Genomic DNA, 26,484 nt, shown 5'->3' on the forward strand with positions numbered 1-26,484 from the left:
TAAGATCAGCAGGCTTCGTCAAATTTAGCATCGATTAATGCGCAAATAGCATCAAGCGCGAGTTCTGCATCTGGGCCCTCTGCAATTAGCTTGATGGTTTTCCCCATACCCGTTTCAAGCATCAAAAGACCAAGCACACTTGCCGCTGAGGCTTGTTTATCGCCTTGTATTAACGTTATTGTTGCATCAAACTCAGAGGCTAACACCACCAATTTTGTGGCGGCGCGGGCGTGTAAACCGAGCTTATTACAGATGGTAATCTGACGTTCAAGCTTTGGCATGATCTAGCTCTCGATGGCGTACATTGACCTTATGTTTACCATTACTAAATCGCTTCGCTAATTGTTCTGCCACATAAACCGATCTGTGCTGTCCACCTGTGCAACCAATCGCAATGGTTAAATAACTGCGATTATTACGCTCAAGGTGTGGTAACCAGGTTTCTAGTAAGTTTTCTATCTGCCAAATGAACTTGTTTACCAGGGGCTGGCGATTCAAAAACTCAGCCACAGGTTCATCTAGGCCTGTCAGTGGACGCAATGCTAACTCCCAATGGGGGTTAGGTAAAAAGCGCACATCGAACATAAAGTCGGCTTCTGTAGGCATGCCATTTTTAAAGCCAAAGGACTCAAAGTAGATGACTAATTCTTTATCAACGCTACCAAGAAGAATTTGTCTGACTTGATCGCTTAAATCATAGATATTTAAATTTGAAGTATCTATGTAGTGATCTACCAGTTTGGACATAGGTTCGAGCAGTTTGCCTTCAAGTTTAATGGCTTCTTGTAGGGATACTCGACTTTTAGATAACGGGTGCAGGCGGCGCGTTTCACTGTAGCGTTTAAGTAACACTTTATCGCTTGAATTGAGGAAGAAGCTGGTAATCTCCGTCCCTGCTGGCAGGTTAGAAAGCTGCTGAACCAGCACTTTATCTTGCTCTGGCATATTACGAACATCGACACTAATGGCGACAAGATCGTTACTGCCTTTGAGTTGCTCAAGCAAACTGCCTATTAGTGGCAAGGGAAGGTTATCGACACAGTAATAGCCGAGATCTTCAAGCACCCTAAGTGCGACAGATTTGCCTGAGCCAGAGCGGCCTGACACTATGACCAGTTTCATCCAGTGATTACCTGATAGAGTTCCGTTTCATCATGCGTCTTACGCAGTTGTTTTAATATTTGTTTATCACTTAGCTTTTCTGCCATGCACGACAACGTGCTTAGGTGCTGTTGGCATTGATCCGCCGGCACAAGCAGTGCAAACAAAATATCAACAGGTTGCTTATCGATAGCGTCAAAAGCTATCGGTTCCTCACATTTTACGAGTATTGCAATGGGTTGTGTAATATCGGTTAATCGACCATGTGGAATGGCGATACCGTTACCTATACCTGTGCTCCCCATCTTTTCGCGCGCCACAAGGCTTTCGAAGATCTCTTGAGATGAGAGGGTGGGGTACTGGGCAGCGGCTAAGTCACTGATGAGTTCCAGTACCTTTTTTTTACTGCCCGGAGTGGCGCAGGTAGTGCACTCCGGCCTCAGTATGGTACAAAGTTCCATTATTAGTGTTTTGTTAACTTCTCTTTGTGTTTAATAACCTGACGATCAAGTTTATCGATCAGGACGTCTATGGCAGCATACATGTCAGTATGCTCTGAAGTTGCAAAAACTTCACCACCGGTGAGGTTGATTCGCGCTTCGGCAATCTGTTGCATTTTCTCAACATTGAGCACAACGTGCACATTATGGATCTGTTCGAAATGGCGTTCAAGTTTTGAAAATTTTTCCTCTACATATGCCCGTAACGATTCAGTAATCTCGATATGGTGTCCAATGAGCTTTATTTGCATAGAAACGTCCTCCGATATCCATAGTAGGCTATAAACTTTTACGCTGATTGGAAGGGGGAATAAGCATTGCTTCTCGATACTTCGCAATGGTTCTGCGCGCAACATTTATTCCCTGTTCTGCCAGAAGTTGTGCCATCTTGCTGTCGCTTAATGGTTTTTTCTGGTTTTCCGCGGCAACCAGTTTTTTAATAAAGGCTCTGATTGCTGTGGATGAGCACTCACCGCCATCGTCAGTCCCGACATGGCTTGAGAAGAAGTATTTTAGTTCAAAAAGTCCCTTAGGGGTATGTATGTATTTTTGAGTTGTGACCCGTGAGATGGTGGACTCATGCATTTCAACCGCTTCGGCTATATCGTTAAGTACCATAGGTTTCATAGCTTCTTCACCGTACTCAAAGAAGCCTTGTTGGTATTGAACGATACAATTGGCCACTTTGAGTAAGGTGTCGTTACGACTTTCTAAGCTCTTGATAAACCATTTGGCTTCCTGCAGATGGCCACGAATAAATTGGCTGTCTGCTTGGCTTTTTGTGCTGCGAGCCATGGCGGCATATTGCTGGTTTACATTGATTTTGGGCATGCAATCTGGGTTGAGTTCTACCACCCAACGGCCATTTTTCTTCGATACCGACACATCTGGGATCACATATTCTTCATCCATCGGTGTGATCAACAAACCTGGGCGAGGGTTCAGCGTTTGTATCAGTGCGATACCATCCCGAAGTTCATCTTCTTTCAGTTTGGTTTTACGCATTAACAGCCTAAAATCGCGAGCAGCGATCAGATCTAAATGATCTTTGATCAACATGCGGGCATTTTCGAGATGTGGTGTGTCCGGCGAAAAATGGGATAGCTGGATCAGTAAACATTCGCTGAGATCTCTTGCTGCAACACCAACAGGATCAAAGTGTTGGATACGTTTAAGTACAGCTTCGACTTCGTCTAACTCAATCTCATGATTTCCCATCGCTTCGAGAATATCTTCAGTACTTTGGGTGAGATAGCCCTGATCATCAATGGCATCAATAATGGCAGTGGCAATGGCAAGATCGGTTTCAGAGAAGGGGGTGAGGTTTTTTTGCCATTCTAAATGTTCATGCAGGCCCTCGCTGGTTTCCCCCTGAAAGGGCATATCGTCTTCTCTACTGCCACCCGAACCTGAGTTGGGTGAGGCGGTAAATACTTCATCCCAAGTGGTATCCATGGGCAGTTCATCTGGCATAGATTCTTTGGTCAAGGATTCTGCGGTATCAACAGTGGAGCTATCTTGTTCGGGGGGCAGTGGGCTTGATTCGCTGAAATCGGTGTCTGATAAATTCTGGTTGCGTTCTGTAGGTGCGTCAAATTGCTCATCTTCCAGCTCAAGAAGAGGATTAGAGTCTAAGGCTTGCTGGATCTCTTGTTGTAATTCCAATGACGAGAGCTGCAACAGACGAATCGCCTGTTGTAACTGTGGCGTCATGGTTAACTGTTGGCCCAGTTTGAGCTGGAGTGACGCTTTCATGTTACCGCTGATCCCTACGTTATTATTTTTGAATGAGGCCGCTTGTTATCAGTGAGTGGAGTCTAGTCGCGATAATTTTAGGCTATAGACTCCGCTGGAGTAACTATAGCCTGAATTGTTCACCTAAGTACACAGCCCTAACTTGCTGATTGTCTAAGATCTCTGCAGGAGTTCCCTCGGCAATCAGGTTTCCATGACTTACTATGTAGGCATGTTCACATACGTCTAATGTTTCTCGGACATTGTGGTCTGTGATAAGTACGCCTAAGCCACGACTCTTAAGTTGTTCGATAATTTTTTTGATATCGATGACGGAAATCGGATCAACGCCCGCAAAAGGCTCGTCGAGTAGAATAAACTTTGGATTGGCCGCGAGGGCGCGGGCAATTTCAACTCGGCGACGTTCACCCCCCGAAAGGGACATACCTTGGCTATCGCGAATATGGGTAATATGGAACTCTTCGAGTAGGTGTTCCAGTTCTTCTTCGCGTTCTTCGTCTTTTAGCTCTTTACGGGTTTGTAATACCGCCATGATATTGTCGTGAACGGTCAGCTTACGGAAGATACTGGCTTCTTGTGGTAAGTAACCAATTCCTTTGCGGGCGCGAAGATGCATAGGGTCTGCAGTTAAATCATCATTGTCGATAAAAATATGGCCTTTATCGCTTTTTACTAACCCAACCACCATGTAAAAGGTCGTGGTTTTACCTGCACCATTTGGGCCGAGTAAGCCAACAATTTGGCCGGTTTTGACTGTCAGACTGACGTCTTTAACAACTTGGCGGTTTTTGTAGCTCTTCGCGAGATTTTGTGCTCTTAGGGTGATTTGGGTCATTGAGAATCCTGCTCTTTCACAGGTTTATCTGCGGGTGTTTGGGTTTTGAGATCATCCTGATAGTTTTCAGGTTGGATGATAGTGATCACGCGATCATCACCACTCCCTGTGCTTTCTGCGATCAGTTTTTGTTGAATGATGTTGTAACGAATGAGGTTACCTGTCACTTGACTGCCCGCTTGATCGAGGGAGGCCGAACCTGTCAGTGTTAATGTTCTTGTCGCCATTTCATAGCGAATTTCTTTAGCACTGGCGGAAGCAGGGCGACCATCATCTAATATTTGGGTGTAAGTCGCGGGGTTGCCCGTTGCAACTAAGATTTTGCTGGTTTCACCATCGGCAGAAAAGGCGCGAAGCTGGGCCGCTTGGATTTTGATTGAACCCTGTGTGACTTCTACTGGGCCAAAGAAGATGATTTGGTTGTTTTTGATATCTGCGGTTTGGCTAACGGCTTTAATTTTAACTTCTTGCTGCAGATCTGCGACTTTTGCATAAACGCTCATGCTCATTATCAGCATTAAGCTGGCAAGTAATATCTTATTTTGCTTCATAGGTTCCTACTACCTGACTGGTCAATTGGACTTCCTGCGCGTTCAGGTCCGCATAAAGGCCTTGCCCTTGGATATTAAAATCTTTCCCTGTGACGTAAATGATACGGTCAGAGGTCATTATCATAGTGTTTAGATCAAGTTCTAAAAAACTAGTCGATAAGGTTTGTATCGGCTCTTCAGGGCTAATGGCATCGATAATAACATTATTTTCTAATACAACCTTGCCTGTTTCTTTGTTGAGTTGTCCTTGATCCGCTCTGATCTGCCATTGTGCTTTGCCTTGGTCAGGATAAACAAGATATACAGGTTGAGTGAAATAGGTTTGGCTTTTTAGTTCATAGTGTTCCATGTGCTTGGCGGTGACACGGCTATTCACTTGACCTTGTTCATTAAATTCAATGCTACGCAGATCTTCAATAATGTAATCGGGACTATCTTGGTTATTCAAGCTGCTGTCTGTTTCGTTACCCCGCTTTTGTTGTACTTGCCAGTAGAGAATGAGGGCAGTACCAAAAAAGGCAATGATAGCGAGGGTCACACGACTCATATACTCATCCCGTGGGCCGAAGTGAACTTATTTTGGCTTAACAGCAGTAAATCGGTTAATTCCCGTAGCGCGCCATGTCCGCCGTTGAGGTTGGTGACAAAGTGTGCCTGTTGGCGGACATAGGGATGACCATCGGCGACACATACTGCTAAACCTACCGCGCTCATCACCGGAAGATCGACAATATCATCCCCGATGTAAGCCACTTCTTCTGGGATGACATTATAGTGTGATAGTAGGGCTTGATAAGGCTCGAATTTATTATCAACACCTTGATAAATATCTGTAATGCCTAGGGCAGTCATACGATTGGCAACAATCTTAGATTGGCGACCTGTAATAACTGCCATGTTAAAACCGCTGGTCAGTAGCGAGCGAACACCATAACCATCACGGGTATGAAATGCCTTAAGTTCTTCACCTGCATTACTTAAATAAATGCGCCCGTCAGAAAATACGCCATCAACATCACAGATAAGCAGTTTTATTTTTTGTGCTCTTTGCCAAACATCATCGCTGATAGGGCCGTAAAATCCTTGCTGTGGCATTAAATAACTCCTGCTTTAACCAAATCGAGCATATTAAGTGCTCCGATAGGATGGTGATCTTTGTTTATCACGATTAAACCATTAATATTTTTACTATCCATAACTTGTAGTGCTTGAGCCGCAAGTGCGCTATCGGTAATTGTGATGCAATTGCGAGTCATCACATCGGCAATTGGCGTTGTACGTAGATTCACTTCTGCATCAATCACCCGACGTAAATCGCCATCGGTGAAAATGCCCACTAATTTATGCTGCTCATCAATAACCGCCGTCATACCTAAGCCTTTTTTGGATATTTCATAGAGGGCTTCGGTGATACAAATATCGTGATTGACAAGTGGTAACTCGTTACCGCTGTGCATAACATCGCGGACTCTTAGTAGCAATTTTCGGCCCAGTGCGCCACCTGGATGCGACATGGCAAAATCTTCGCGAGTAAAGCCTTTGGCTTGTAGTAGCGCAATAGCGATTGCATCACCCATCACGAGGGTTGCCGTTGTGCTGGAGGTGGGTGCAAGCCCAAGCGGGCAGGCCTCTTCTGGCACTTCTATACATAAATGGATTTTGGCCAGACGCGCCATCGTTGAATCGGGTTTACCTGTCATCGCAATCACGGGGATAGCTTTTCGTTGAATGACGGGCATTAAGGCCAAGATTTCACTGGATTCTCCCGAGTTTGATATTGCGAGAATAATATCATTGTCTGAGAGCACACCAAGGTCCCCGTGGCTCGCTTCTCCGGGATGCACAAAAAATGCCGGAGTACCAGTGCTTGCCAGTGTCGCTGAAATCTTATTGCCGATATGGCCTGATTTACCCATTCCCATAACAATAACTTTGCCAGAGCAGTTAAGGATTAACTCGCAAGCCTGTACAAATTCAATAGAATCAACATATTGATAAAGATTATCGAGGGCTAACTTTTCAATGTCGATAACTTTGCTGCCCCATTGGCGCAATTGTGATTGGTCTACCATGTCTATCTCTCTTCTTGCATTGTCTTTGTCGCCCCATGGATGGGATTGGAATAGCACAATTTGGTACGCGATAAAGATGATAAATAAAAGGGCATCCTGCCAAGGTTATGTCGTTTTCTATGCTACTTTGTCATGGCCTTTATTTTTAGATTCGGTTTTGCGCCACGTTTGTCAATATTGCTCATTTTGCCTGTATGACGGCCATTTACCGCCCACCAAGGGTAAATCACTAGGCTAATGAAGCAGAATAGCGTGTTTAGTGCTTGAATGTCTTGAGCAATATCATCGTCTTTATCGTTTATTTTAATGGTTTTATGTGAGAGGGCAGCACGCTTGCTCGCTATCTCTTTTAAATATGAGCAGTTAAGCTAGGGTTGTTTAACCGTCATTCTAACCTTGTGCAGTTATGATTTAGCAATCAATCAAAATAATTCGATCATTTAATTAACTCACCACCAAACTCTGTGTAACAGTTTTCGCTGGAAATAAAAACTTAGCGCGCATTTTCGCTGGAAATAGGGCAAATTGAAAGTATCGCGGGGCGATAGTGTCGATTCTGTTGTAGGTTAAAGCGCAATTACGTACAATTTACGGCTCTTCGATTGGTCTGTCTAAAACTCAGATCACCTCTTTTTCAAATATCGGAATCAAGCATGACTCAAGAACAAACGCCGCTGGTTGAGATCCGTCATTTGGGGTTTAGCCGCGGACAGCGTGTCATATATGAAGATATTAGCTTGTCTATTCCTCGGGGCAAAGTGACTGCCATCATGGGGCCAAGCGGGATTGGTAAAACCACACTCTTAAAGTTAATCGGCGGACAATTAACACCTACGCAGGGACAAGTGTTATTTGATGGGTATGATATCCATGCAGTGAGTCGAAATGAATTATTTGCTTTACGTAAACGCATGAGCATGTTGTTCCAAAGTGGTGCTTTATTCACGGATATAAATGTGTTCGATAATGTCGCCTTTGCACTGCGTGAGCACTCGGGATTACCTGAAGAGATTATTCGCACTATCGTGTTGATGAAACTTGAAGCCGTAGGTTTGCGTGGTGCGGCCCAGATGATGCCAAGCGAATTATCCGGCGGTATGCAGCGCCGTGCTGCATTGGCGCGCGCGATTGCCCTTGAGCCTGAAATGGTGATGTATGATGAACCCTTTGCGGGACAAGACCCTATCTCTATGGGGGTGTTAGTCAAGCTGATTCGCGAGTTATCGGATGCGTTGAACTTAACTTCAATTGTCGTATCCCATGATGTGGATGAAGTGCTTGGCATTGCCGATTACGTGTATGTGGTGGCCGATAAAAAAGTGATCGCCCATGGCACGCCAGAGGAATTAAAGTATGCCGATAATCCGCAGTTGAAACAGTTTATTCAAGGAGCGCCAGACGGTCCTGTGCCGTTTCATTATCCGGCAAATGATTACCAACAAGAATTAATGGCAAAAGGAGTTGGCAAGTGAAGTTATTAGACAGTATTGCCGACCTAGGCCGTAGCGCGATTGAGTTAGTGCTCGGTTTTGGCCGTGCAGGTCTTATGTTGTGGGGAGCGATTTTTCGCTGGCCACGGGTGCGTAAAGGGTTCCCATTATTAGTGCGCCAGATTTATGTCGTTGGTGTGCAATCTATGGTGATTATTGTTGTTTCAGGGCTCTTTATCGGCATGGTGCTCGCACTGCAAGGCTACAACATCTTAGTAGGCTTTGGCACTGAAGAAAGCCTAGGTCCTATGGTGGCATTGAGTTTATTGCGTGAGTTGGGGCCTGTTGTTACCGCGTTATTGTTTGCGGGACGGGCGGGTTCAGCATTAACCGCTGAAATCGGTTTAATGAAAAGCACTGAGCAGCTTTCCAGTTTAGAGATGATGGCTATCGATCCATTAAGACAAATTATTGCACCACGCTTTTGGGCTGGGGTGATCAGTATGCCATTATTGGCATTGATGTTTACCGCGGTCGGTATTTATGGCGGTCATCTTGTTGGTGTGGAATGGAAGGGGATCGACAGTGGCGCGTTTTGGTCGATTTTACAGGCATCAGTAGAATGGCAAAAAGACATACTTAATTGCCTGATCAAGAGTGGTGTATTTGCCGTAGTGGTCACTTGGATTGCGTTGTATCGTGGCTATCAAGTGATCCCAAATCCTGAGGGTATCAGCCGTGCAACAACGTCGACGGTAGTGCAGTCGAGTCTTGCCGTTCTGGCATTGGATTTTTTACTAACAGCCCTGATGTTTGGCAGCTAATGGATTATTGCGCCGTTAGACACAGTTTAGATGGATTAAGAGAGTGGTAACTGAGTATGTTGACACGAAAAATTGAATTGTTAGTGGGTGTATTTCTTTTAACCGGTTTAGCCGCCTTTTTGGTATTGGTGTTTAATGTCGCCAATATTGAAGTGAAAACCAGCGATAGCAGTTATACCTTAACGGCAAACTTTACCAATATTGGTGGCCTTAAAGTGCGTTCGCCTGTGAAAGTGGGCGGAGTGGTTGTTGGGCGAGTCAGTAGTATTGACCTTGATCCGGTTAAATTGGTTGCTGTCGTCACGATAGTTATGGATAAGCGTTACGATAAATTCCCAGAAACCAGTAGCTTAGCGATTCTCACTTCGGGTCTGTTAGGTGAGCAGTTTCTTGGTCTTACTCCAGGTTTTGTGGATGATGATATCGGCATGCTAAAAGATGGCGATAAAATTGATGATACTCGCTCTGCCTTAGTGTTAGAGGATCTGATTGGTCAGTTCCTATATAGTATGGGTTCAAAGGATAAATAGGGGTTACTACTATGTTTAAAAGCTTATCTCGCTTTTTACTGCCGTTAGTTATGGTCTTAGGTACAGCAAGTGCGCTTGCTTCTGATGCCACGGTAAACACTAAAGATCCATATGCCATGGTAAAATCCGTTGCGAATAAAACCTTCGATCGTTTCCATAAAGATAAAGCATTGATCGATGCGAATACCGATCACCTGAAAGTCATCGTCCATGAAGAACTCATGCCCTACGTTGATTATAAATATGCCTCTTACAAGGTTTTAGGTCAGTACCTTAAAGATTCGACTGAAGATCAGCGTAATCGTTTTGTTGATGCTTTTGAGGGATATTTAGTTACCACCTATGCACAAGCATTTACTGAATATACGAATCAGAAAGTTGAATTTTCCCCCGGCATTGATTTCAGCAATGAGAAAATTGTCGACGTCAATGTGCAGATCATCGAGCCGGGACGTCCACCGATTAAACTGTTGTTTAAAGTGCGTCGTTTAAAGGATGATTCATGGAAGGCGTTTGATTTAGTCGCTGAAGGTGTGAGTTTACTGTCATCTAAACAATCTGAAATTTCTAATCTTATTCGTCAACAGGGGATTGATCCTGTCATTAAGATGCTAGAAGAACGGACTAAAGACAAAGTCACCAAACAAGCTAAATCATCTGGGAACTCAATGTCGTGATTGAATTTGTGCAGCAGGATACAGTTTGCCACCTCAAAGGACGTTTATCACAAACTCAAGTGATAGCCTTGTGGTCACAAAGACACAGCTTACTTAGCCCACAGACACAGGTGCTATCTTTGTCTGGGCTTGAATACAGTGATAGTGCTGGCGTAGCTTTTCTGCTGGCTTTAGTCAGTGAGCATAAAACCCCTCTCGCGCTGAGTTCCGCTTCGCAGCAACTTAAAAAATTAATTGATTTATATGATTTACAGTCCTTCTTCTCTGAAGAAGCGATTTGAATACAAGGTATTAGATTCTATGGAATGCAGCTTAATCGAACAGATTTTACGTGATGCGTTAGGGCTTGAAGAAGTTCACGCAAGCTCGGATGGTAGCCATTATAAAGTCATCGCCGTAGGTGAGTGCTTTGATGGTATGAGCCGAGTTAAACAGCAACAAACCATTTATGCACCACTCACTGCACACATTGCCAGCGGTGAATTACATGCATTAACGATCAAAACTTTCACGCCGACTCAATGGAAACGCGAAAAAGTTTTCAACATGCCTAGCTAGTGAGGAAAAGTGGATAAACTAACAATTCAGGCAAGCCCCCCGCTTGCCGGTGATGTGATCATTTCTGGTGCTAAAAATGCGGCGCTACCTATCCTAATGGCGGGAGTATTGGCAGAGACCGATTTTGTGGTTTCTAATGTGCCGAATCTTCGCGATGTAAGTACGAGCTGCAAATTATTACGCTGCCTTGGTGCTGAAGTGACTGAACTTGGTGACGGACAGATCCGCATTTCGACCACTAATCTGAATGAGTTTTGCGCTCCCTACGATCTAGTGAAAACCATGCGTGCCTCTATCTTGATCTTAGGACCGTTATTGGCACGCTATGGTACCGCTGACGTTTCATTGCCGGGCGGCTGTGCCATTGGCGCGCGTCCAGTGAACTTACACTTGCATGGCCTCGAAATGATGGGCGCCAAGATTGAAGTGAAAGAAGGCTATATTAAAGCCCGTGTCGATGGTCGTCTTAAAGGCGCGCATATTTTTATGGACATGGTCAGCGTTGGTGCGACGGAAAATTTACTGATGGCGGCGGCGTTAGCCGATGGCGAAACTGTGATTGAAAACGCAGCCCGCGAACCTGAAGTGATCGACTTGGCGAATTGCTTGATTGCCATGGGCGCAAAAATCACTGGTGTAGGCAGTGCGACACTGCGTATTCAAGGGGTTGAGCGTTTACAGGGCTGTGAGTATCGCGTGATGCCAGATCGTATCGAAACCGGTTCATTCCTGGTTGCTGCAGCTGTCACTCGTGGCCGTATTCGCTGCCTAAAAGCCGATCCCGCTTCATTAGAGTCGGTTATCGCAAAACTTGAAGATGCGGGCGCTAAGATCACCACAGGTGAAGATTGGATTGAGCTGGATATGGAAGGCAAGCGTCCAAAGGCGGTGAATATCAAGACGGCGCCTTATCCTGGTTTTCCCACCGATATGCAGGCGCAGTTTTGTGTACTCAATGCGCTCGCGCAGGGCACGGCAACCATTACCGAGACCATCTTCGAAAACCGCTTTATGCACGTGCCAGAACTTATCCGTATGGGCGCTACCATGGAGCTTGAAGGCAATACCTGTATTATCCAAGGGATTGAGTCTTTAAGCGGTGCACAGGTGATGGCAACCGATTTACGTGCGTCAGCCAGTCTAGTGATTGCCGGTTTAGTCGCTGATGGTAAGACTATCGTCGATCGTATCTATCATTTAGATCGCGGTTACGAGCATATCGAGCAGAAATTCCAAGGATTGGGCGCGCATGTAGAGCGCGTGCAATAACTTCAGCGTCGAATTGGCTCCAATAAAAAACCAGCGTAATGCTGGTTTTTTATTGCGCTCAATTTAGTTCAGCTAAAAGGGAAAGGGACAGAAGAACGTTAAATTTAGAAGGGCTAATATCACTAATGACGGTTATTAAATGCCGGTCCATATTGAAGCGTGAACCATGGTATTGTTCGACGACACGGTGAATAGAAACCTAGGGTTTCTAAGCTTATGAACGAGAGCCATGGACGGCGAACTGGCAGTTAAACAGGGACGTTGTTCAAGTCCCCCCCTGGATGCTCGACCGCCCCGTCTGATGTGAAAGGATTCACAAATGCCGCGATGGCATGGATGCCAAAAAGCGGTGATGGGGCGGACGGTCGTCTCGCTAATCACCATGGCTCACTTTTTTGGCACTAGTGTAACTTGTAGATTTAAAAGATATACGCAACATATTTTTGGACAAAAGTGCGTTGGAAAAAGTGCAAAAATATAGCACGACTGAGCGATTTATAACTTAAGCTGTTGGGAACTTACTGTATGCAGGCACCGACTTATAAGTGTGCCATGGCATTCGCTCACCGACACGCAGCTAGTCCATCCGTGGATGCTCGACCGCCCCGTCCATGGGGCGGACGGTCGTCTCGCAAATCACCTTGGCACACCTTTTTGGCATTAGCGTAATCTGTCGGTTTTAAAGACATAGGTAGTACGTTTTTGGACAGAAGCGAGTTAGATTGCCAACTCTAATTTGTGAGTATCGGATTAAAATTTCTATGGGGATAACGCCGCTTTCTGCGAAAATTTGTCCGACAGCAGTGCTTTGTTAAATGCTTGCTATCAGGAGTTTGAGGTCAAACCCATTAAACTTGTGATTTGGCCAATGCTCTACAACCAAGGCGATTGTTTTACCCTCAATTTTCTCAGAATATGACTTACAACCTGAAATAGCACTTTTCATCTCATTGGATAAAGGTAGGCTTAAACTAGATATACTCAATACTTCTGCCATAGCTTCTAACTTTTCACATACCTGATGGGTTCTGGAAGAATCATTCACGTTCACTTTAAGCTTCAGTATTTTTGCAACGTCTTCAGAACCTTCAACATAATAAGCGATATTATCAGGGATAATACCATCGCTAAATTCTTTCATTGGAGATGATGCAAACCATTTTTCTTCGAAAGATCTATTATAGAATCCAGTGCTCAGCCCTTCGTTTACGAGAAATTCTTTGGCTTTGTAGGGGCTCCAACCTTGCTCTTTTGGTACTTCCTTTGGATTTTTCTCAGAATGTCTCACTTTAAATATATATTTAAAGGTATCAATCAGATCCGAGTGTGATTCTATGTTTGCTTTGGCAACTTGAAATGACCACCGCTCAAGCAGACTGAGCCGAAAATTAAACAATATAAATGCATAGAGTTTAGCCGCATATCTATGGAACCGGCTCTTTATTGAAAACCTTAGACGAACAAAGACCTGCTCATATGTGGAATAAACCAACATAAAGAAAACAAATGGTAAGTAACAGAGAGTCAGTAATGGTGGAACAAAGAAGTCGTATGCAGTTTTTTCTTTCCCAAACTCACCAAAATCGGTTATTAACATGTACAAAGTGTGAACGATTAAGACTACCCCGAAAGAAGATAGGCAATACTCTAGAAAAACCTTTACCTGATGATGTTTTTTGTCGGTTTCAGCAATAGTCAGCATAGCTCCCAATAATACTAAAACCGGAACTAGCAGAACCTCGACCCAAAGAGAGAAAGTATATACACCAACGACAAATTGAAGAATCGCTAGTAGTTTCAAGTTACCTAAAACTGAGTGCTTGAAAAAATGCTTATCTTTTTTGATTTTTTCAAGCTTAAATAGCGACATGAAACCAACAGAAACGCACCAAAAAATAGTATTTTTTAGCTGTTCAAAATTCCATAGTTCCAACTCAGAAAGCCAGTAAATGACAATCGCCATGTAAGCAACCATCAAACAAAGGACAGTCATTATTTTTCTAACAAATAAAGCTGCTAGGACACCTTTGAAGCCATTTCTGACCTCTGCCATTTTCGAGGAAGAAAAAATGTAAATCGAAATTGCCAGAAGCCATAACGCAATTGCAATTTCTCGATTATTTAGAATATCCACGAGCTTCCTTGGGTATTTAACGCCCTGCTAACGGGGGGGAGCAACGCAATACGTTGCTTCCGCACACCACCTTAATCACTAAAATCAACGAATAATGAAAATGCTACGTGTTGAGAATCCTTCTTGAACCTTATTTGTTAGTTGTTTGGCTCATAGAAAATGTAACAACAAACGTCCAATAGAGTTAACTAAGTCTCGACTATAAATAGCTAGCCATTTATTTGCATCATGATCAAAGTGTGAGTCACTGAAGCTATTTCTAGAGTTTGCAATTGCGCTGGTAAGTGTAGAAATACTTGTCAGCATTTGAGCTGGATAGCTACCTACGGCTGAGAGCTTTGAATCAATGTCAGTTCGAACCAATTTGGACAATGGCATTAAATCAGTGACATTACTGCTAGCAGGAACATGCTTCTGAACATAAGATTTATACAAGCCCTCCAGACACGTATATGCCAAGGTCATTGCGTTGTTATAGTTTGCTGTATCTATTGCATTGTCAATTTTAGACAGTGTCGAGTTGAGCTTATCAGAACTCCATTGATGGTTCGGAATGGTAACCTTAGGAACAGGGTTACCGTTACCAAACATATATGCTCGAAGGTCTTGAGCTTCAGTAGGAAAATGAGGCTCGACAATATCTATAAAGGCACGAAACACTTCGAACCGTGTTGACTCATCTAGATTTTGGAGAATATCCCAGTAAAAATCACGTCGAGTTGTACTTTGTTTTAGCCTGTTTCTTTCTTCAATGTAGAGCGAATAACCCGGCAAGCCACGGTCAAACTGCTGAACTACCTTTATGAAGTCTGAGCCACTATGGTAAGCGGGTGAACCTGTTTTATCCAACATACTGAACAAACGACTATAAGCAGATATCCACTGCATTTAACACTTCCTTTTAAAAACAACTTGCATCGCCTCCGATGTTGTAGGCACTTTGTATCATTACTAATATTTGGTCAACCGAATTGGTTAAACTGGACAGAGCCTCAACGATCGTAACACCGAATGGGGCAATAGCTTTTTAGCTAAACGAGCAGCGAGGGGGTTAGTTAAGATTGGCATTGTTGCACCAGTGACCGTTGGCGACATGGATGTCGCCGTCGAGCCTATATGGACATATTCACGGCGTGTCACTGGGGAAGCCAATGTCAATTAATGCGGAATGCACGTAGCTCAACTGTCTTGCTTTGGGGCAAAAGTAAGTTAGAAATGGCAGTGCTATATTTAGCTCCGTCATTTTAGGGATGTTGGAATAAGCAACTGAAGGTGAACACTTAGAATAAGGCGCTGGTCCTGCCTTATTCTGAGTTTAACTAAATAGGATGATGCAACAGGGCTTAATTATCAACCACAACCTTTTCATCAATAATGACGGGTAACTCTTGAGGTTTTCCTTGGCGTATCACTGTCATCATCACTTTTTTGCCAGGGGTCGTTTCTGCTATGCGATCCATCAGCATCTCGACGCCGGGGACATCTTCACCCTCGTATTTAATGATCACATCCCTTGGCATTAGCTGTGCTCGTGCTGCTGGACCATTAGGATCGATACCTGTCACTAATACGCCACGTAGATCGGGAAGATTAAGAATTTGCGCCACAACAGGGTTAATTGGTTCGCCAGAAATGCCTAATGCTCCACGGATAACGCGGCCATTTTTAATTAACTTGCCCATAATGCTGTGGGCCAATTTAATCGGAATAGCGAAGTTAATGCCGTGCCCCCCCCCTTCTTCACCAATTTGGAAGGCTGCAGTGTTGATACCAATAAGACTGCCATTAGTATCAATTAATGCGCCACCGGAGTTACCCGCATTAATCGCTGCATCGGTTTGCAGGAAGTCTAAGTAACCTGAACTTAACCCGTTGCGCCCAGTGGCACTGATGATACCTTGGGTAATGGTTTGACCTAAATTATAGGGATTACCAATGGCAAGTACGACATCACCTACTTGAGGTGGGCTATCAAGATTAACCGGGACAATCGGTAAATTATCCCCCTCAATTTTAAGAACCGATAAATCGGTTTCAGGATCAAAGCCCACGACTTCAGAGGTAAATTTACGTCCATCCTGTAGTGCGACCACAATTTCGTCGGCTTTTTTAATCACATGATAATTGGTAAGGATATAACCTTCCTTACTCATTATTACCCCAGAACCAAGACCTTGGAGTGAGCCAGAATTGAGAGGGCGACGTTGATCGATACTGAGACTATAGATATTGACAACGGCGGGGGCTGCCCGGCGAACGGCTTTGGCAAAGGAAAGTTCAACGGTATTATTGGCGCGGGTTTGCAGTAGAGTATTCCCGAGATTGTTACTATCGAAATAACGAGTCACCAATAAAAACATTGCCGCCATGATAAGACCGAAAAGGATGGCTTTACCGAGATACAACAGGGTGTCTTTTATAGTCATGGCAGGATAAATATTGAAAAAGGTGAGTTAGATTAACATGTTTAGCTAGGCAAAGAATAGGGAGCGCAGGCTCCCTATTCTGATCTAAGTCTGAAAAATAGCTGATTTTTCAGCGATGATTAGTCCGTTAACGCAGTACTAAATATAACATGCTCTTATCGCGCAATATTTTTAGCGCTACGGCGCCTTCTTGATCCTTAAGATGGGCTTTGAGTGCCTTAAGATCTTTAATTGCAGTGCGGTTAATTCCCACTATGATATCGCCTTTCTGTAAGCCACTCATCGCGGCGGGGGAACCTTGAGCAACATCAGTAATCGTCACTCCGCCCTTGGCAGCATTTTCTAAGGCGGCACCTTGTAACATAGGGTGCACCGCGCCTGCGGCCGAATCACTCGTTTGGCTTGCTTCACCTAAGGTGACTTTAACGGTTTTTTTATCACCATCGCGGATGATCCCTAACTCGACTTTTGCACCCGCTCCCATAGTCGCCACCTTAGCACGTAGCTCTTGGAAAGACTTAATGCCCCGGCCATCAACACTGACAATAATATCGCCCGCTTTAATACCTGCCTTTTCTGCAGCGCTACCCGCGGTCACTTCATTGACAAAGCCACCGTGCTGAGTATCTAAACCAAAACCTTGAGCAAGTTGACTATCGAGATCGCGGCCTGAAATACCAAGCACACCACGACGTACTTCACCATGTTCGACAATCTGTGCGACTAAGTTTTTCACCATATTGGCAGGAATTGCAAAACCAATACCGACGTTACCGCCTCCCGGAGCCACAATAGCAGTATTGATACCAATCAATTCGCCATTAAGGTTAACAAGGGCACCACCTGAGTTACCGCTATTAATTGCCGCATCGGTTTGAATAAAGTTTTCAAGCATTTCAATTCCTAGGCCACTACGACCTAAGGCGCTGACGATACCTGATGTCACAGTCTGACCTAAACCGAAAGGGTTACCAATGGCAACGGCAAAGTCACCTACGCGTAAATCATCGGAGTCTGATGACTTGATAGCGACAAGATTTTTAGCCTCAATTTGCAATAAGGCTATATCCGATTCGGCATCGGCACCAATGAGTTTCGCTTTGACCTCTCGACCATCGTGTAAACCAACTTGGATATCATCTGCGCCATTAATCACATGGTTATTGGTAACAATATAACCTTTATCAGCATCAATAATGACGCCGGAACCTAATCCTCTAAAAGGACGTTCTTGAATTTGTTCCTGTGGCACATTAGGGCCAAAGAAGTAACGAAATACATCAGGTACTCTTTGTTTAGAAACGTGGGTACCAGTGACAGCCACAGAGACGACGGCTGGCGTTGCGCGCTCAAGCATGGGCGCAAGACTTGGCATCGACTGTCCATCAACAGTTTGTGGAATTGCGGCCTGTGAGATAGCAGGCATCATAGTCAGGGTTGCGGCTAACATTGCAGCTGAAAGTACAGATAGTTTTGTTTTCATCTATTCATAACTCCAAATAAGGGTTCAAAGATCTGGCTATAATGCGCTGTAATATACGCCCCAGATCGAATCTGTATCGGTACTGGCTATTTGCCTAGGTAACCATTCGGACACGCACCTATTTGAAAAAGTTCATTAATATTAACAAAGGTTAATTTCTTTAAGCTGGTTTTATGAGCTTTTCCGATTTGTTACTAAGGCCAACACTATGGTCGAAAGATGTACTTTTCAAGGGGGAGGATGAATCAAATCTATCAACTTAACGGGTTACCCGCTAACACTATTTTGATTGTTTACATGATGCTTCAATCTGTCGTGTATTAAAGACGATATTACGCTCAGTTTAAATATATCCTGTGTCACATTTGCCGTGCTAATATCGTCACAGTGTTATTAAAGGATAGAAGAGAATTAAACTGTGCCCCAGTTAAGCCCTTGGCAGCATTATCAAAAAGATCTTACCCGTGACGGTTTTTCCCATGATCCAGCCCAAGAAGTGGCGGTTAAAGCATTACAACGTGTATATGAGGACTTAACCACAGCCGAAATACCTCATTCTATCGTCGGTAAATTGTTTACGGCTTTAGGGTTAAAATCCGCTCCTGAAGGTATAAAAGGACTCTATCTTTGGGGCGGTGTTGGTCGTGGTAAAACCTATTTGATGGACACGTTTTTTGATGCATTGCCTGGTGATAAAAAACTGCGCGCTCACTTCCATCGTTTTATGCACCAGTTGCATTTAGAGTTGGACAAGCTAAAGGGCGTTCGCGATCCATTGATTGTGATTGCCAAACAGATGGCCGCTAAATATCGAGTGATTTGTTTTGACGAGTTTTTTGTTTCCGATATTACTGACGCTATGTTACTCGGTACGTTATTCCAAGCTTTATTTAAAGAAGGAGTGGTATTAGTTGCGACCTCAAATATTATTCCCGACGATCTCTACAAAAATGGTTTACAGCGTGCGCGTTTCTTGCCGGCAATAGCTTTGATCAATCAACATTGCGAAGTGCTTAATGTGGATTCTGGGATTGACTATCGTTTACGCACCTTAGAGCAAGCGGAAATTTATCATTACCCGCTAGATGCACAGGCAGATAAAAATTTACTGCATTACTTTTCTCAATTAGCGCCTGAGGCAGTGGTATCCACTGAAGCCATTGAAATTGAAGGGCGTGTGATACCGATTCGTCAACAAGCACAGAGTGTGTTATTAATTGATTTCAGGGCTCTTTGTGATGGACCCCGTAGTCAACGTGATTATATGGAATTGGCTCGGATTTATCATACCGTGCTGGTCAGCGGCATAGAACAAATGGGGGCATTTTTAACAGGTGACGATATCGCAAGGCGTTTTTTAGCGATGGTGGATGAGTTTTACGAGCGTAATGTAAAGCTTATTGTGTCAGCCCAAGTCCCGCTTGAAGATATCTATGCCGATGGTTTGCTTAACTTTGAATTTAGGCGTTGTCGCTCGCGTCTTATTGAGATGCAATCCCACGATTATTTGAAATCGGAACATCTTCCCTAGTCCTTGTAGACAATCGCACTCGCGTTATTTTTTTACACCATCGAGAGCGGCTCATTCCTCCTTGAGATGACTAGCCGCTTGATCGAAATTTTATGTTTTTTGTCAAAATATCAGGTGATTTTTAACTCAGCTTTGTCTATACTCCGCCACCTGCCCACGTTACTCCGCCAATTGGGCGGAAGTTGTAAGCCGAATTAAGTGCTCGAAGGGGTACTGAAAGGCAATTTTGTGTTGTTTGCAAATGCAAGCGGCATGTGAGACAGAAATTAACTTTGGGTTTTTGTAATAATGAAGACTTTTACTGCTACACCAGAAACTGTAACTCGTGACTGGTTCGTCGTTGATGCAGACGGCAAAACTTTAGGTCGTATCGCTACTGAAATTGCTACCCGTTTACGCGGCAAGCATAAGCCAGAATACACTCCTCACGTTGATACTGGTGATTACATCATCGTTATCAATGCTGAAAAAGTCACTGTTACTGGTAACAAAGCGAAAGGCAAAACGTACTACTCGCATTCAGGCTTCCCTGGTGGCATTAAGCAAATCAGCTTTGAAAAGCTGCAAGCGCATAAGCCAGAAATGATCATCGAGAAGGCAGTTAAGGGTATGTTACCAAAAGGTCCTCTGGGCCGTGCCATGTTCCGTAAACTGAAAGTTTACGCTGGCGCAGAACATAACCACGCTGCACAACAACCTCAAGTTCTTGATATCTAAACGGGATTAAGCAAATGGCTGCAACTCAGTACTACGGCACTGGCCGTCGCAAAACCTCTACAGCTCGCGTATTCGCTAAAGCTGGTAGTGGCAACATCGTTGTAAATCAACGTCCTTTGGATCAGTATTTTGGTCGTGAAACTGCTCGTATGGTTGTTCGTCAACCTTTAGAGTTAGTTGAAATGACTGACAAGCTGGACATCTATGTAACTGTTAAAGGCGGTGGTATCACTGGCCAAGCAGGCGCAATCCGTCACGGTATTACCCGTGCTCTGATGCAATTAGATGAAGCGCTGCGTCCATCGTTACGTTCTGCTGGTTTCGTTACCCGTGACGCTCGTAAAGTTGAGCGTAAGAAAGTGGGTCTACGTAAAGCACGTCGTAAGCCACAATTCTCTAAGCGTTAATTCGTTTTTGGAATATCAAAAAACCCAGCCTATGCTGGGTTTTTTATTACCTAAGATTTATTATGCTTATCAAAATAAAGCGTTAGGTTAAGTTTGAGGATGGAAATGACATTTCAATTATTTATGCTTGCGATAGCATTGGTGTTGATTTTAGAAGGCGTAGGCCCACTATTATTTCCCAATAAATGGCGTCGTTATTTAAGTGAGCTTTCCAATCAAAATCAGCAAGTTTTACGCAGAATGGGCGGTGCTTTGGTTACTGCCGGCGTGGTAATCTTGATTATTTTTTCATAAATGGCTTGCAACTTGGCCCCACAAATCTGCTAGAATCCTTTTTTAACCACAACCTTGCAGCAAACAATGGGCAAAAACGTAGTTGTTCTCGGCACTCAATGGGGTGACGAAGGAAAAGGTAAAATTGTCGACCTTCTAACAGAACAGGCAAAATATGTAGTTCGCTATCAAGGCGGCCACAATGCTGGTCATACCTTGGTTATCGACGGTGAAAAAACCGTTCTTCATCTGATCCCATCGGGTATTCTGCGTGATAATGTGAAATGCATTATTGGCAACGGTGTGGTGCTTGCACCAGACGCCCTGATGAAAGAGATCAATATGCTCAAAGATCGTGGAGTTCCTGTTGAGGAGCGCCTGCTGATTTCTGAAGCGTGTCCGTTGATCCTACCTTTCCATTGTGCCCTTGATATTGCCCGTGAAAAAGCGCGCGGTAATAAAGCTATTGGTACAACTGGCCGTGGTATTGGACCTGCGTATGAAGACAAGATCTCTCGTCGCGGTCTGCGAGTAGGCGACCTGTTCAATGCTGAACTGTTTGCTGAAAAGCTGAAAGAAGTTATGAAATACCATAACTTTATGCTGACAGAGTACTATCAAGTCGAAGCGGTTGATTACGAGCAAACGCTAGCAGATGCTTTGGCTATGGCCGATTATCTGAAGAGCATGTGTGTTGATGTGACTGAACTATTGGATACTGCGCGTAAAGCCGGTGAGCCAATTCTGTTCGAGGGCGCTCAAGGTACATTACTCGACATCGACCACGGAACATACCCATTTGTAACCTCTTCAAATACCACTGCTGGTGGTGTTGCGACAGGCAGCGGTTTTGGTCCGCGTCACTTAGACTATGTCTTAGGTATCATGAAGGCTTACACCACTCGCGTAGGTGCAGGTCCATTCCCAACTGAACTATTATGTGAAGTCGGTGATCATTTAGGCACTAAAGGTCATGAGTTTGGTGCGACCACGGGTCGTAAGCGTCGTCCAGGTTGGTTGGATGCAGTAGCCATGCGCCGCGCAGTTCAAATCAACAGCGTCAGTGGTTTCTGCCTGACTAAGTTGGACGTACTTGATGGTCTCAAAGAAGTGAAGATCTGTGTGGGTTATCAACACCCCGATGGTACTATCGCGAAAGTGACACCACTTGCCGCAGAAGGTTATGAGCAGGTTACGCCTGTTTATGAAACAATGCCGGGTTGGAGCGAGTCGACTTTTGGTGCGACGTCGATTGATCAACTGCCACAGGCGGCGATCAATTATATCAAGCGTCTTGAAGCGTTATTAGAAACACCAATCGACATTATCTCAACGGGTCCTGATCGTAACGAGACGATGATTTTGGTTAATCCATTCAATTAAGATCGGTTAAGGCCGTGTTTCACGGCCTTTTTCTCTTCGCGCTATCCTTTCTCTGTGCTTCCCTGCGGTTAGATATTCAGCTTAAGCTCAAGAAATAGGTTATACTGCCGATGCAAGTATTCACCCTATTGTCATTGAGAGTCGTTATGCTTCGTACTGTATTAGTTGCGCTACTGCCTTTAGTCTCTTCAATGTGCTTTGCGCAAACACTGGCAGTCGATATTTACAGCCAAGATCAATTGCTTGAATTGATACGTAGCAATCAGTATTTAGCGAAAGTAAAGCGTGATGATTGCCAATTGGTCCAAGATATTGAGGCCAGGGCTGAAGTTCTGAAGCAACCTTTATATCAATTTCTTTGGGGAGAAATGCTGAACCATGGGACTTGTGTAAAAGCAAATCCTACTAAGGGAATGCGCTTGCTACGTGATTCGGTTGAACAAGGTAGCCCTGAAGCAATGGTGAAACTTGCCGAGTATTATCAAAGTGGTAAATTTGTCATTCGCAATAAAGATCGAGCAGTTAACTATTTGTTACCTGCAGCCGCAAGCGGCGATTTACCCGCTCGTATGATGTTAGTGCGTTTATACGGTGAAGGTTACGGTAGTCCAAGGGATTACGAAATGGCCTATCACTGGTTATATAACGATGTATTTGTAGATGAGGCGACGAAGAAAAAAGCCTTATCTTTACTGCAGGTGTTAGCAGCTAAAATGCCCCCCAGTGCAGTGGCGCGGGCCCAGCAAGAGCAGTTGCGAACCCGTTAAGATGTCTCTGAAAGCAGAGACACATTATTTGGATATTGAATGATAAAAGACCCTCATTTTGAGCGTGAACAGGATAAGTACGAAAACCCTATCCCAAGCCGTGAGTATATTATCGAATACTTACGTTCTCAAAAATCACCCATCACTCGTGACAGCATCGCCGCAGCGTTAAACATTCACGAGGAAGAGCAACTAGAAGCCTTAAGGCGTCGCCTACGTGCGATGGAACGCGATGGCGAACTGGTGTTCACCCGCGGACAAAGCTATGGCTTACCAGAGAAGATGGACTTAATTTCCGGCATCGTTCTTGGGCATAGGGAAGGCTTTGGCTTTTTCAAGCCCGATGAAGGCGGTGATGACTTATTTATCTCCAACCGCGATATGTTGATGTACTTCCACGGTGATAAAGTACTGGCGCAAAAGGCAGGGTTAGATCGTCGAGGCCGCCGCGAAGCCCGTATTGTACGCCTTATTCAGCCTCGCAGTGCTGCAATTGTCGGTCGCTATCATGTCGATAGCGGTATGGCATTTGTGATTGCCGATGATAAACGCATTACCCAAGAAATTTTAGTCGCCAATGAAGACCGCAATGGCGCCCGTCAAGGTGATGTGGTTGTGGTTGAATTAACGCGTCGCCCAGGCCGTTTTGTTAAGGCTGCGGGTAAAGTGACCGAAGTGCTTGGTAAGCAAATGGCGCCGGGGATGGAAATCGAAATTGCCCTGCGTAATTATGATTTACCCCATACTTGGTCACCCGTGATCGAGAAGAAACTGCGCCGTATTCCCGATGAAGTGACCGAAGCCGATAAAGTAGGCCGTGTGGATTTACGTCATCTCCCCTTAGTGACTATTGACGGGGAAGATGCTCGTGATTTTGATGATGCTGTGTATGCCGAGAAAAAAGCAGGTGGCGGCTGGCGTTTATGGGTGGCGATTGCGGACGTCAGTTACTATGTACGCACCGATTCGGCATTAGATACTGAAGCGCGTGCCCGTGGTAATTCAGTGTATTTCCCGTCGCAAGTTATCCCTATGTTGCCAGAGAAAATCTCTAACGGCTTATGTTCGCTTAATCCTCACGTCGACCGTTTATGTATGGTCGCTGAGATGACGGTATCTGCAAAAGGTAAGTTATCGGGTTACAAATTTTATCCGGCTGTGATGTATTCCCATGCCCGTTTCACTTATACCCAAGTGGCAGAGATGTTAGAAGGCGGCCCGATTGCACCAGAGCACGAGGCCTTATTCCCACATTTGCAGTGTTTACAATCATTGTATTTAGCGCTCGATGAGCAGCGAGCCGAGCGCGGCGCGATTGCCTTTGAGACCATGGAAACGCAGTTTATTTTTAATGAGCAGCGCAAGATTGAAAAAATTGTGCCACGTGGCCGCAATCAAGCACATAAAATCATTGAAGAATGTATGATTTTAGCCAACGTTTCGGCGGCTAAGTTTGTGAAGAAACACAAAGGCGAAGTCTTGTATCGTGTACATGAAGCGCCATCAGAGCAAAAGCTAGCGAACTTTAAAGAGTTTTTGGCCGAGCGTGGCTTGACTATGACTGGCGGGCTTGAGCCAACGCCGTCAGATTATCAGAACGTGATGCTGCAAATTGCCGACCGTCCCGATGCTGAACTTATCCAAGTGATGTTGCTGCGCTCTATGCGTCAAGCAATTTATACACCGGATAATGAAGGCCACTTCGGTTTAGCCTTAGAAGAATATGCGCATTTTACCTCGCCCATTCGCCGCTATCCGGATTTAGTGTTACATCGTGTGATCCGTTATTTACTCGCGAAGGAAAGAGGCGAAACCACTGAGAAGTGGACGCAGGATGGTGGCTACCACTATCAACTCGATGAACTCGACCAATTAGGTGAAGAGTGTTCGACCACAGAACGTCGTGCCGATGAAGCGACTCGCGATGTTAGCGATTGGCTCAAGTGCGAGTTTATGCAAGATCACGTCGGTGATACCTTTGAAGCTGTGATTGCCTCAGTAACCAGTTTTGGTTTGTTTGTGCGCTTAAATGAACTGTTTATCGATGGCTTAGTGCATATCTCAAGCCTAGGTAGCGATTACTACCAGTTCGATCCTATGCGTCAGCGTCTTATCGGCGAGCACACAGGGCAAGTGTATCAAGTGGGCGATCCGGTGACGGTTAAGGTTGCTGCAGTCAACTTAGATGACAGACAGATTGATTTGATCATGCTGGGTGATGATAGCAAAGGTGGCAAGCGTAAAGTATCAGCTAGCCGTGATAAACCTATGACAGCCCGTGAGCGTGTTAATCGTGAAGGTGCTAAGCAAGGTAAAGCGGGCAAAACCGCGGCATCTAGCGCCAAAGTTGGAACAGGCAAAGCCAAACCTAAGGCCAAAGCGGGTGCTAAAGCCAAAAAAGCAACTGTAAAAGATCCGGCTAAAAAGCCAAAAGCCGCGAAGCGGAGCACGAGAAAGAAATAAATGAAAAAACAAGATATTATTTTTGGGATCCACGCAGTTGAAGCCCTGTTAAAACACAGCCCTGAGCGCATTATTGAGTTGTGGCTGTTACAAGGTCGTGATGATGAGCGTTTAACTGTGCTTGCCGATCAGGCTAAGGCCTTTGGTACGACGATTCAAGTGGCTTCTCGTAAAGCCTTGGATGACAAAGCGGAAAGCAGCCAACATCAAGGCATAGTCGCGCGCGTCAAAGCGGCAAAAGTATTGAATGAGCAAGATTTAGATGTGCTACTTGCTAACACTGAGCAACCATTCCTGTTGATCTTGGATGGTGTGACCGATCCCCATAACTTAGGTGCTTGCCTACGTAATGCCGATGCGGCGGGCGTGCAAGGTATTATCGTCCCTAAGGATAACTCGGTTGGCTTAACGGCGACAGTGAGTAAAGTGGCATGTGGCGCGGCAGAAACCGTCCCTTTATTCCAAGTCACTAATCTTGCGCGCACGATGCGCCATCTACAGGATAAAGGTGTGTGGATTGTGGGCACGGCGGGCGAGGCTGATTGCGAGCTTTATCAAGCGGATCTTAAAGGGCCATTGGCGATTGCTATGGGCGCTGAAGATAAAGGCTTACGCCGTTTAAGTCGTGAGTCTTGTGATTCGCTTATTTCTATCCCTATGGCGGGAAGCGTGTCTAGCTTGAATGTCTCGGTCGCGACAGGTATTTGCTTATTTGAAGCAGTGCGTCAACGCCGTAGCTAATTAAATTACTCGTTATAAGCCATAAAAAGACGGATATTTTCCGTCTTTTTTATTAAT

At 44.7% G+C, this 26,484-nt stretch carries 29 protein-coding genes; 15 read left to right on the top strand and 14 right to left on the bottom strand.

The window, feature by feature from the left end:
* Positions 1 to 5: 5 nt before the first annotated feature.
* The 10 genes from MZ182_RS03255 to MZ182_RS03300 form a co-directional block, all read right to left on the bottom strand.
* Positions 6 to 281 carry an HPr family phosphocarrier protein gene (locus MZ182_RS03255; RefSeq protein WP_011918683.1) on the bottom strand — a complete coding sequence of 92 codons (276 nt, stop codon included), beginning with the start codon at positions 279 to 281 and terminating at the stop codon, positions 6 to 8.
* Positions 268 to 1,122 (bottom strand): RNase adapter RapZ, encoded by an 855-nt coding sequence (gene rapZ / locus MZ182_RS03260; RefSeq protein ID WP_011790712.1) that lies wholly within the window; start codon positions 1,120 to 1,122, stop codon positions 268 to 270. Before rapZ ends, MZ182_RS03255 begins: the two co-directional genes overlap by 14 nt.
* Positions 1,119 to 1,562 carry a PTS IIA-like nitrogen regulatory protein PtsN gene (gene ptsN, locus MZ182_RS03265; RefSeq protein WP_011790711.1) on the bottom strand — a complete coding sequence of 148 codons (444 nt, stop codon included), beginning with the start codon at positions 1,560 to 1,562 and terminating at the stop codon, positions 1,119 to 1,121. The genes rapZ and ptsN overlap by 4 nt, the downstream gene beginning before the upstream one ends.
* A gap of 2 nt (positions 1,563 to 1,564) precedes the next feature.
* Positions 1,565 to 1,852: a ribosome hibernation promoting factor gene (gene hpf / locus MZ182_RS03270; protein ID WP_011790710.1), complete on the bottom strand. Its 288-nt coding sequence runs from the start codon at positions 1,850 to 1,852 to the stop codon at positions 1,565 to 1,567.
* A gap of 28 nt (positions 1,853 to 1,880) precedes the next feature.
* Entirely contained in the window at positions 1,881 to 3,356 is a 1,476-nt protein-coding gene (locus MZ182_RS03275; RefSeq protein WP_248066218.1) for an RNA polymerase factor sigma-54, read from the bottom strand.
* A gap of 103 nt (positions 3,357 to 3,459) precedes the next feature.
* Positions 3,460 to 4,191: an LPS export ABC transporter ATP-binding protein gene (lptB, locus tag MZ182_RS03280; protein ID WP_011918686.1), complete on the bottom strand. Its 732-nt coding sequence runs from the start codon at positions 4,189 to 4,191 to the stop codon at positions 3,460 to 3,462.
* Entirely contained in the window at positions 4,188 to 4,742 is a 555-nt protein-coding gene (gene lptA, locus MZ182_RS03285) for a lipopolysaccharide transport periplasmic protein LptA (RefSeq protein WP_248066221.1), read from the bottom strand. Before lptA ends, lptB begins: the two co-directional genes overlap by 4 nt.
* Positions 4,729 to 5,289: an LPS export ABC transporter periplasmic protein LptC gene (lptC, locus tag MZ182_RS03290; protein ID WP_011918688.1), complete on the bottom strand. Its 561-nt coding sequence runs from the start codon at positions 5,287 to 5,289 to the stop codon at positions 4,729 to 4,731. The genes lptA and lptC overlap by 14 nt, the downstream gene beginning before the upstream one ends.
* Positions 5,286 to 5,837 (bottom strand): 3-deoxy-manno-octulosonate-8-phosphatase KdsC, encoded by a 552-nt coding sequence (kdsC, locus tag MZ182_RS03295; RefSeq protein WP_025007927.1) that lies wholly within the window; start codon positions 5,835 to 5,837, stop codon positions 5,286 to 5,288. The genes lptC and kdsC overlap by 4 nt, the downstream gene beginning before the upstream one ends.
* A complete protein-coding gene (locus MZ182_RS03300; protein ID WP_014609845.1) occupies positions 5,837 to 6,814 on the bottom strand; it encodes a KpsF/GutQ family sugar-phosphate isomerase in 978 nt (325 codons plus the stop codon). Before MZ182_RS03300 ends, kdsC begins: the two co-directional genes overlap by 1 nt.
* 653 nt (positions 6,815 to 7,467) lie before the next feature.
* Between MZ182_RS03300 and mlaF the strand changes: the two genes are divergently transcribed.
* The 7 genes from mlaF to murA are packed head-to-tail and all read left to right on the top strand — an operon-like array spanning position 7,468 to position 12,102.
* Positions 7,468 to 8,286 (top strand): phospholipid ABC transporter ATP-binding protein MlaF, encoded by an 819-nt coding sequence (gene mlaF, locus MZ182_RS03305; protein WP_248066224.1) that lies wholly within the window; start codon positions 7,468 to 7,470, stop codon positions 8,284 to 8,286.
* Positions 8,283 to 9,068, top strand: coding sequence for a lipid asymmetry maintenance ABC transporter permease subunit MlaE (mlaE, locus tag MZ182_RS03310; protein WP_011790702.1), 786 nt, complete (start codon positions 8,283 to 8,285; stop codon positions 9,066 to 9,068). Before mlaF ends, mlaE begins: the two co-directional genes overlap by 4 nt.
* Before the next feature lie 56 nt (positions 9,069 to 9,124).
* Positions 9,125 to 9,598, top strand: coding sequence for an outer membrane lipid asymmetry maintenance protein MlaD (gene mlaD, locus MZ182_RS03315; RefSeq protein ID WP_011790701.1), 474 nt, complete (start codon positions 9,125 to 9,127; stop codon positions 9,596 to 9,598).
* Between the two features lie 11 nt (positions 9,599 to 9,609).
* Entirely contained in the window at positions 9,610 to 10,275 is a 666-nt protein-coding gene (locus MZ182_RS03320) for a phospholipid-binding protein MlaC (RefSeq protein WP_061783273.1), read from the top strand.
* On the top strand, positions 10,272 to 10,556 hold the full coding sequence (locus MZ182_RS03325; protein ID WP_011790699.1) for a lipid asymmetry maintenance protein MlaB: 285 nt from the start codon (positions 10,272 to 10,274) through the stop codon (positions 10,554 to 10,556). The genes MZ182_RS03320 and MZ182_RS03325 overlap by 4 nt, the downstream gene beginning before the upstream one ends.
* Positions 10,557 to 10,575: 19 nt before the next feature.
* The gene (locus MZ182_RS03330; protein ID WP_014609846.1) at positions 10,576 to 10,833 is read left to right on the top strand and encodes a BolA family protein; all 258 of its coding nucleotides are present in this window, start codon (positions 10,576 to 10,578) and stop codon (positions 10,831 to 10,833) included.
* Between the two features lie 9 nt (positions 10,834 to 10,842).
* Positions 10,843 to 12,102 (top strand): UDP-N-acetylglucosamine 1-carboxyvinyltransferase, encoded by a 1,260-nt coding sequence (gene murA / locus MZ182_RS03335; protein WP_011790698.1) that lies wholly within the window; start codon positions 10,843 to 10,845, stop codon positions 12,100 to 12,102.
* Between the two features lie 811 nt (positions 12,103 to 12,913).
* Here the strand turns inward: murA and MZ182_RS03340 are convergent.
* The 4 genes from MZ182_RS03340 to degQ form a co-directional block, all read right to left on the bottom strand.
* Entirely contained in the window at positions 12,914 to 14,236 is a 1,323-nt protein-coding gene (locus MZ182_RS03340) for a hypothetical protein (RefSeq protein ID WP_248066227.1), read from the bottom strand.
* A gap of 150 nt (positions 14,237 to 14,386) precedes the next feature.
* Positions 14,387 to 15,124 carry a hypothetical protein gene (locus MZ182_RS03345; RefSeq protein ID WP_248066230.1) on the bottom strand — a complete coding sequence of 246 codons (738 nt, stop codon included), beginning with the start codon at positions 15,122 to 15,124 and terminating at the stop codon, positions 14,387 to 14,389.
* A 455-nt stretch (positions 15,125 to 15,579) separates the two neighbouring features.
* A complete protein-coding gene (gene degS / locus MZ182_RS03350) occupies positions 15,580 to 16,662 on the bottom strand; it encodes an outer membrane-stress sensor serine endopeptidase DegS (RefSeq protein ID WP_061783268.1) in 1,083 nt (360 codons plus the stop codon).
* Between the two features lie 127 nt (positions 16,663 to 16,789).
* The gene (degQ, locus tag MZ182_RS03355; protein ID WP_014609859.1) at positions 16,790 to 18,145 is read right to left on the bottom strand and encodes a Do family serine endopeptidase DegQ; all 1,356 of its coding nucleotides are present in this window, start codon (positions 18,143 to 18,145) and stop codon (positions 16,790 to 16,792) included.
* Between the two features lie 418 nt (positions 18,146 to 18,563).
* Here degQ and zapE point away from each other — a divergent pair, with 418 nt between their 5' ends.
* The 8 genes from zapE (at position 18,564) to rlmB (ending at position 26,427) form a co-directional block, all read left to right on the top strand.
* Positions 18,564 to 19,676, top strand: a complete 1,113-nt coding sequence (gene zapE / locus MZ182_RS03360; protein WP_011790684.1) for a cell division protein ZapE — start codon at positions 18,564 to 18,566, stop codon at positions 19,674 to 19,676.
* 288 nt (positions 19,677 to 19,964) lie between these two features.
* On the top strand, positions 19,965 to 20,393 hold the full coding sequence (rplM, locus tag MZ182_RS03365; RefSeq protein WP_007650458.1) for a 50S ribosomal protein L13: 429 nt from the start codon (positions 19,965 to 19,967) through the stop codon (positions 20,391 to 20,393).
* 14 nt (positions 20,394 to 20,407) lie between these two features.
* Positions 20,408 to 20,800: a 30S ribosomal protein S9 gene (gene rpsI, locus MZ182_RS03370; protein ID WP_006083052.1), complete on the top strand. Its 393-nt coding sequence runs from the start codon at positions 20,408 to 20,410 to the stop codon at positions 20,798 to 20,800.
* A 105-nt stretch (positions 20,801 to 20,905) separates the two neighbouring features.
* Positions 20,906 to 21,094: a DUF2065 domain-containing protein gene (locus tag MZ182_RS03375; RefSeq protein WP_014609861.1), complete on the top strand. Its 189-nt coding sequence runs from the start codon at positions 20,906 to 20,908 to the stop codon at positions 21,092 to 21,094.
* Positions 21,095 to 21,160: 66 nt separating this feature from the next.
* Positions 21,161 to 22,456 (top strand): adenylosuccinate synthase, encoded by a 1,296-nt coding sequence (locus tag MZ182_RS03380; protein WP_011790682.1) that lies wholly within the window; start codon positions 21,161 to 21,163, stop codon positions 22,454 to 22,456.
* A 110-nt stretch (positions 22,457 to 22,566) separates the two neighbouring features.
* A complete protein-coding gene (gene motX, locus MZ182_RS03385) occupies positions 22,567 to 23,223 on the top strand; it encodes a flagellar protein MotX (RefSeq protein ID WP_011918691.1) in 657 nt (218 codons plus the stop codon).
* A gap of 39 nt (positions 23,224 to 23,262) precedes the next feature.
* Positions 23,263 to 25,686, top strand: a complete 2,424-nt coding sequence (gene rnr, locus MZ182_RS03390) for a ribonuclease R (RefSeq protein ID WP_248066233.1) — start codon at positions 23,263 to 23,265, stop codon at positions 25,684 to 25,686.
* Positions 25,687 to 26,427 carry a 23S rRNA (guanosine(2251)-2'-O)-methyltransferase RlmB gene (gene rlmB / locus MZ182_RS03395; RefSeq protein ID WP_248066235.1) on the top strand — a complete coding sequence of 247 codons (741 nt, stop codon included), beginning with the start codon at positions 25,687 to 25,689 and terminating at the stop codon, positions 26,425 to 26,427.
* Positions 26,428 to 26,484: the final 57 nt, after the last annotated feature.

Source organism: Shewanella sp. JNE2 (assembly GCF_023159115.1).
Lineage (GTDB): Bacteria > Pseudomonadota > Gammaproteobacteria > Enterobacterales > Shewanellaceae > Shewanella > Shewanella putrefaciens.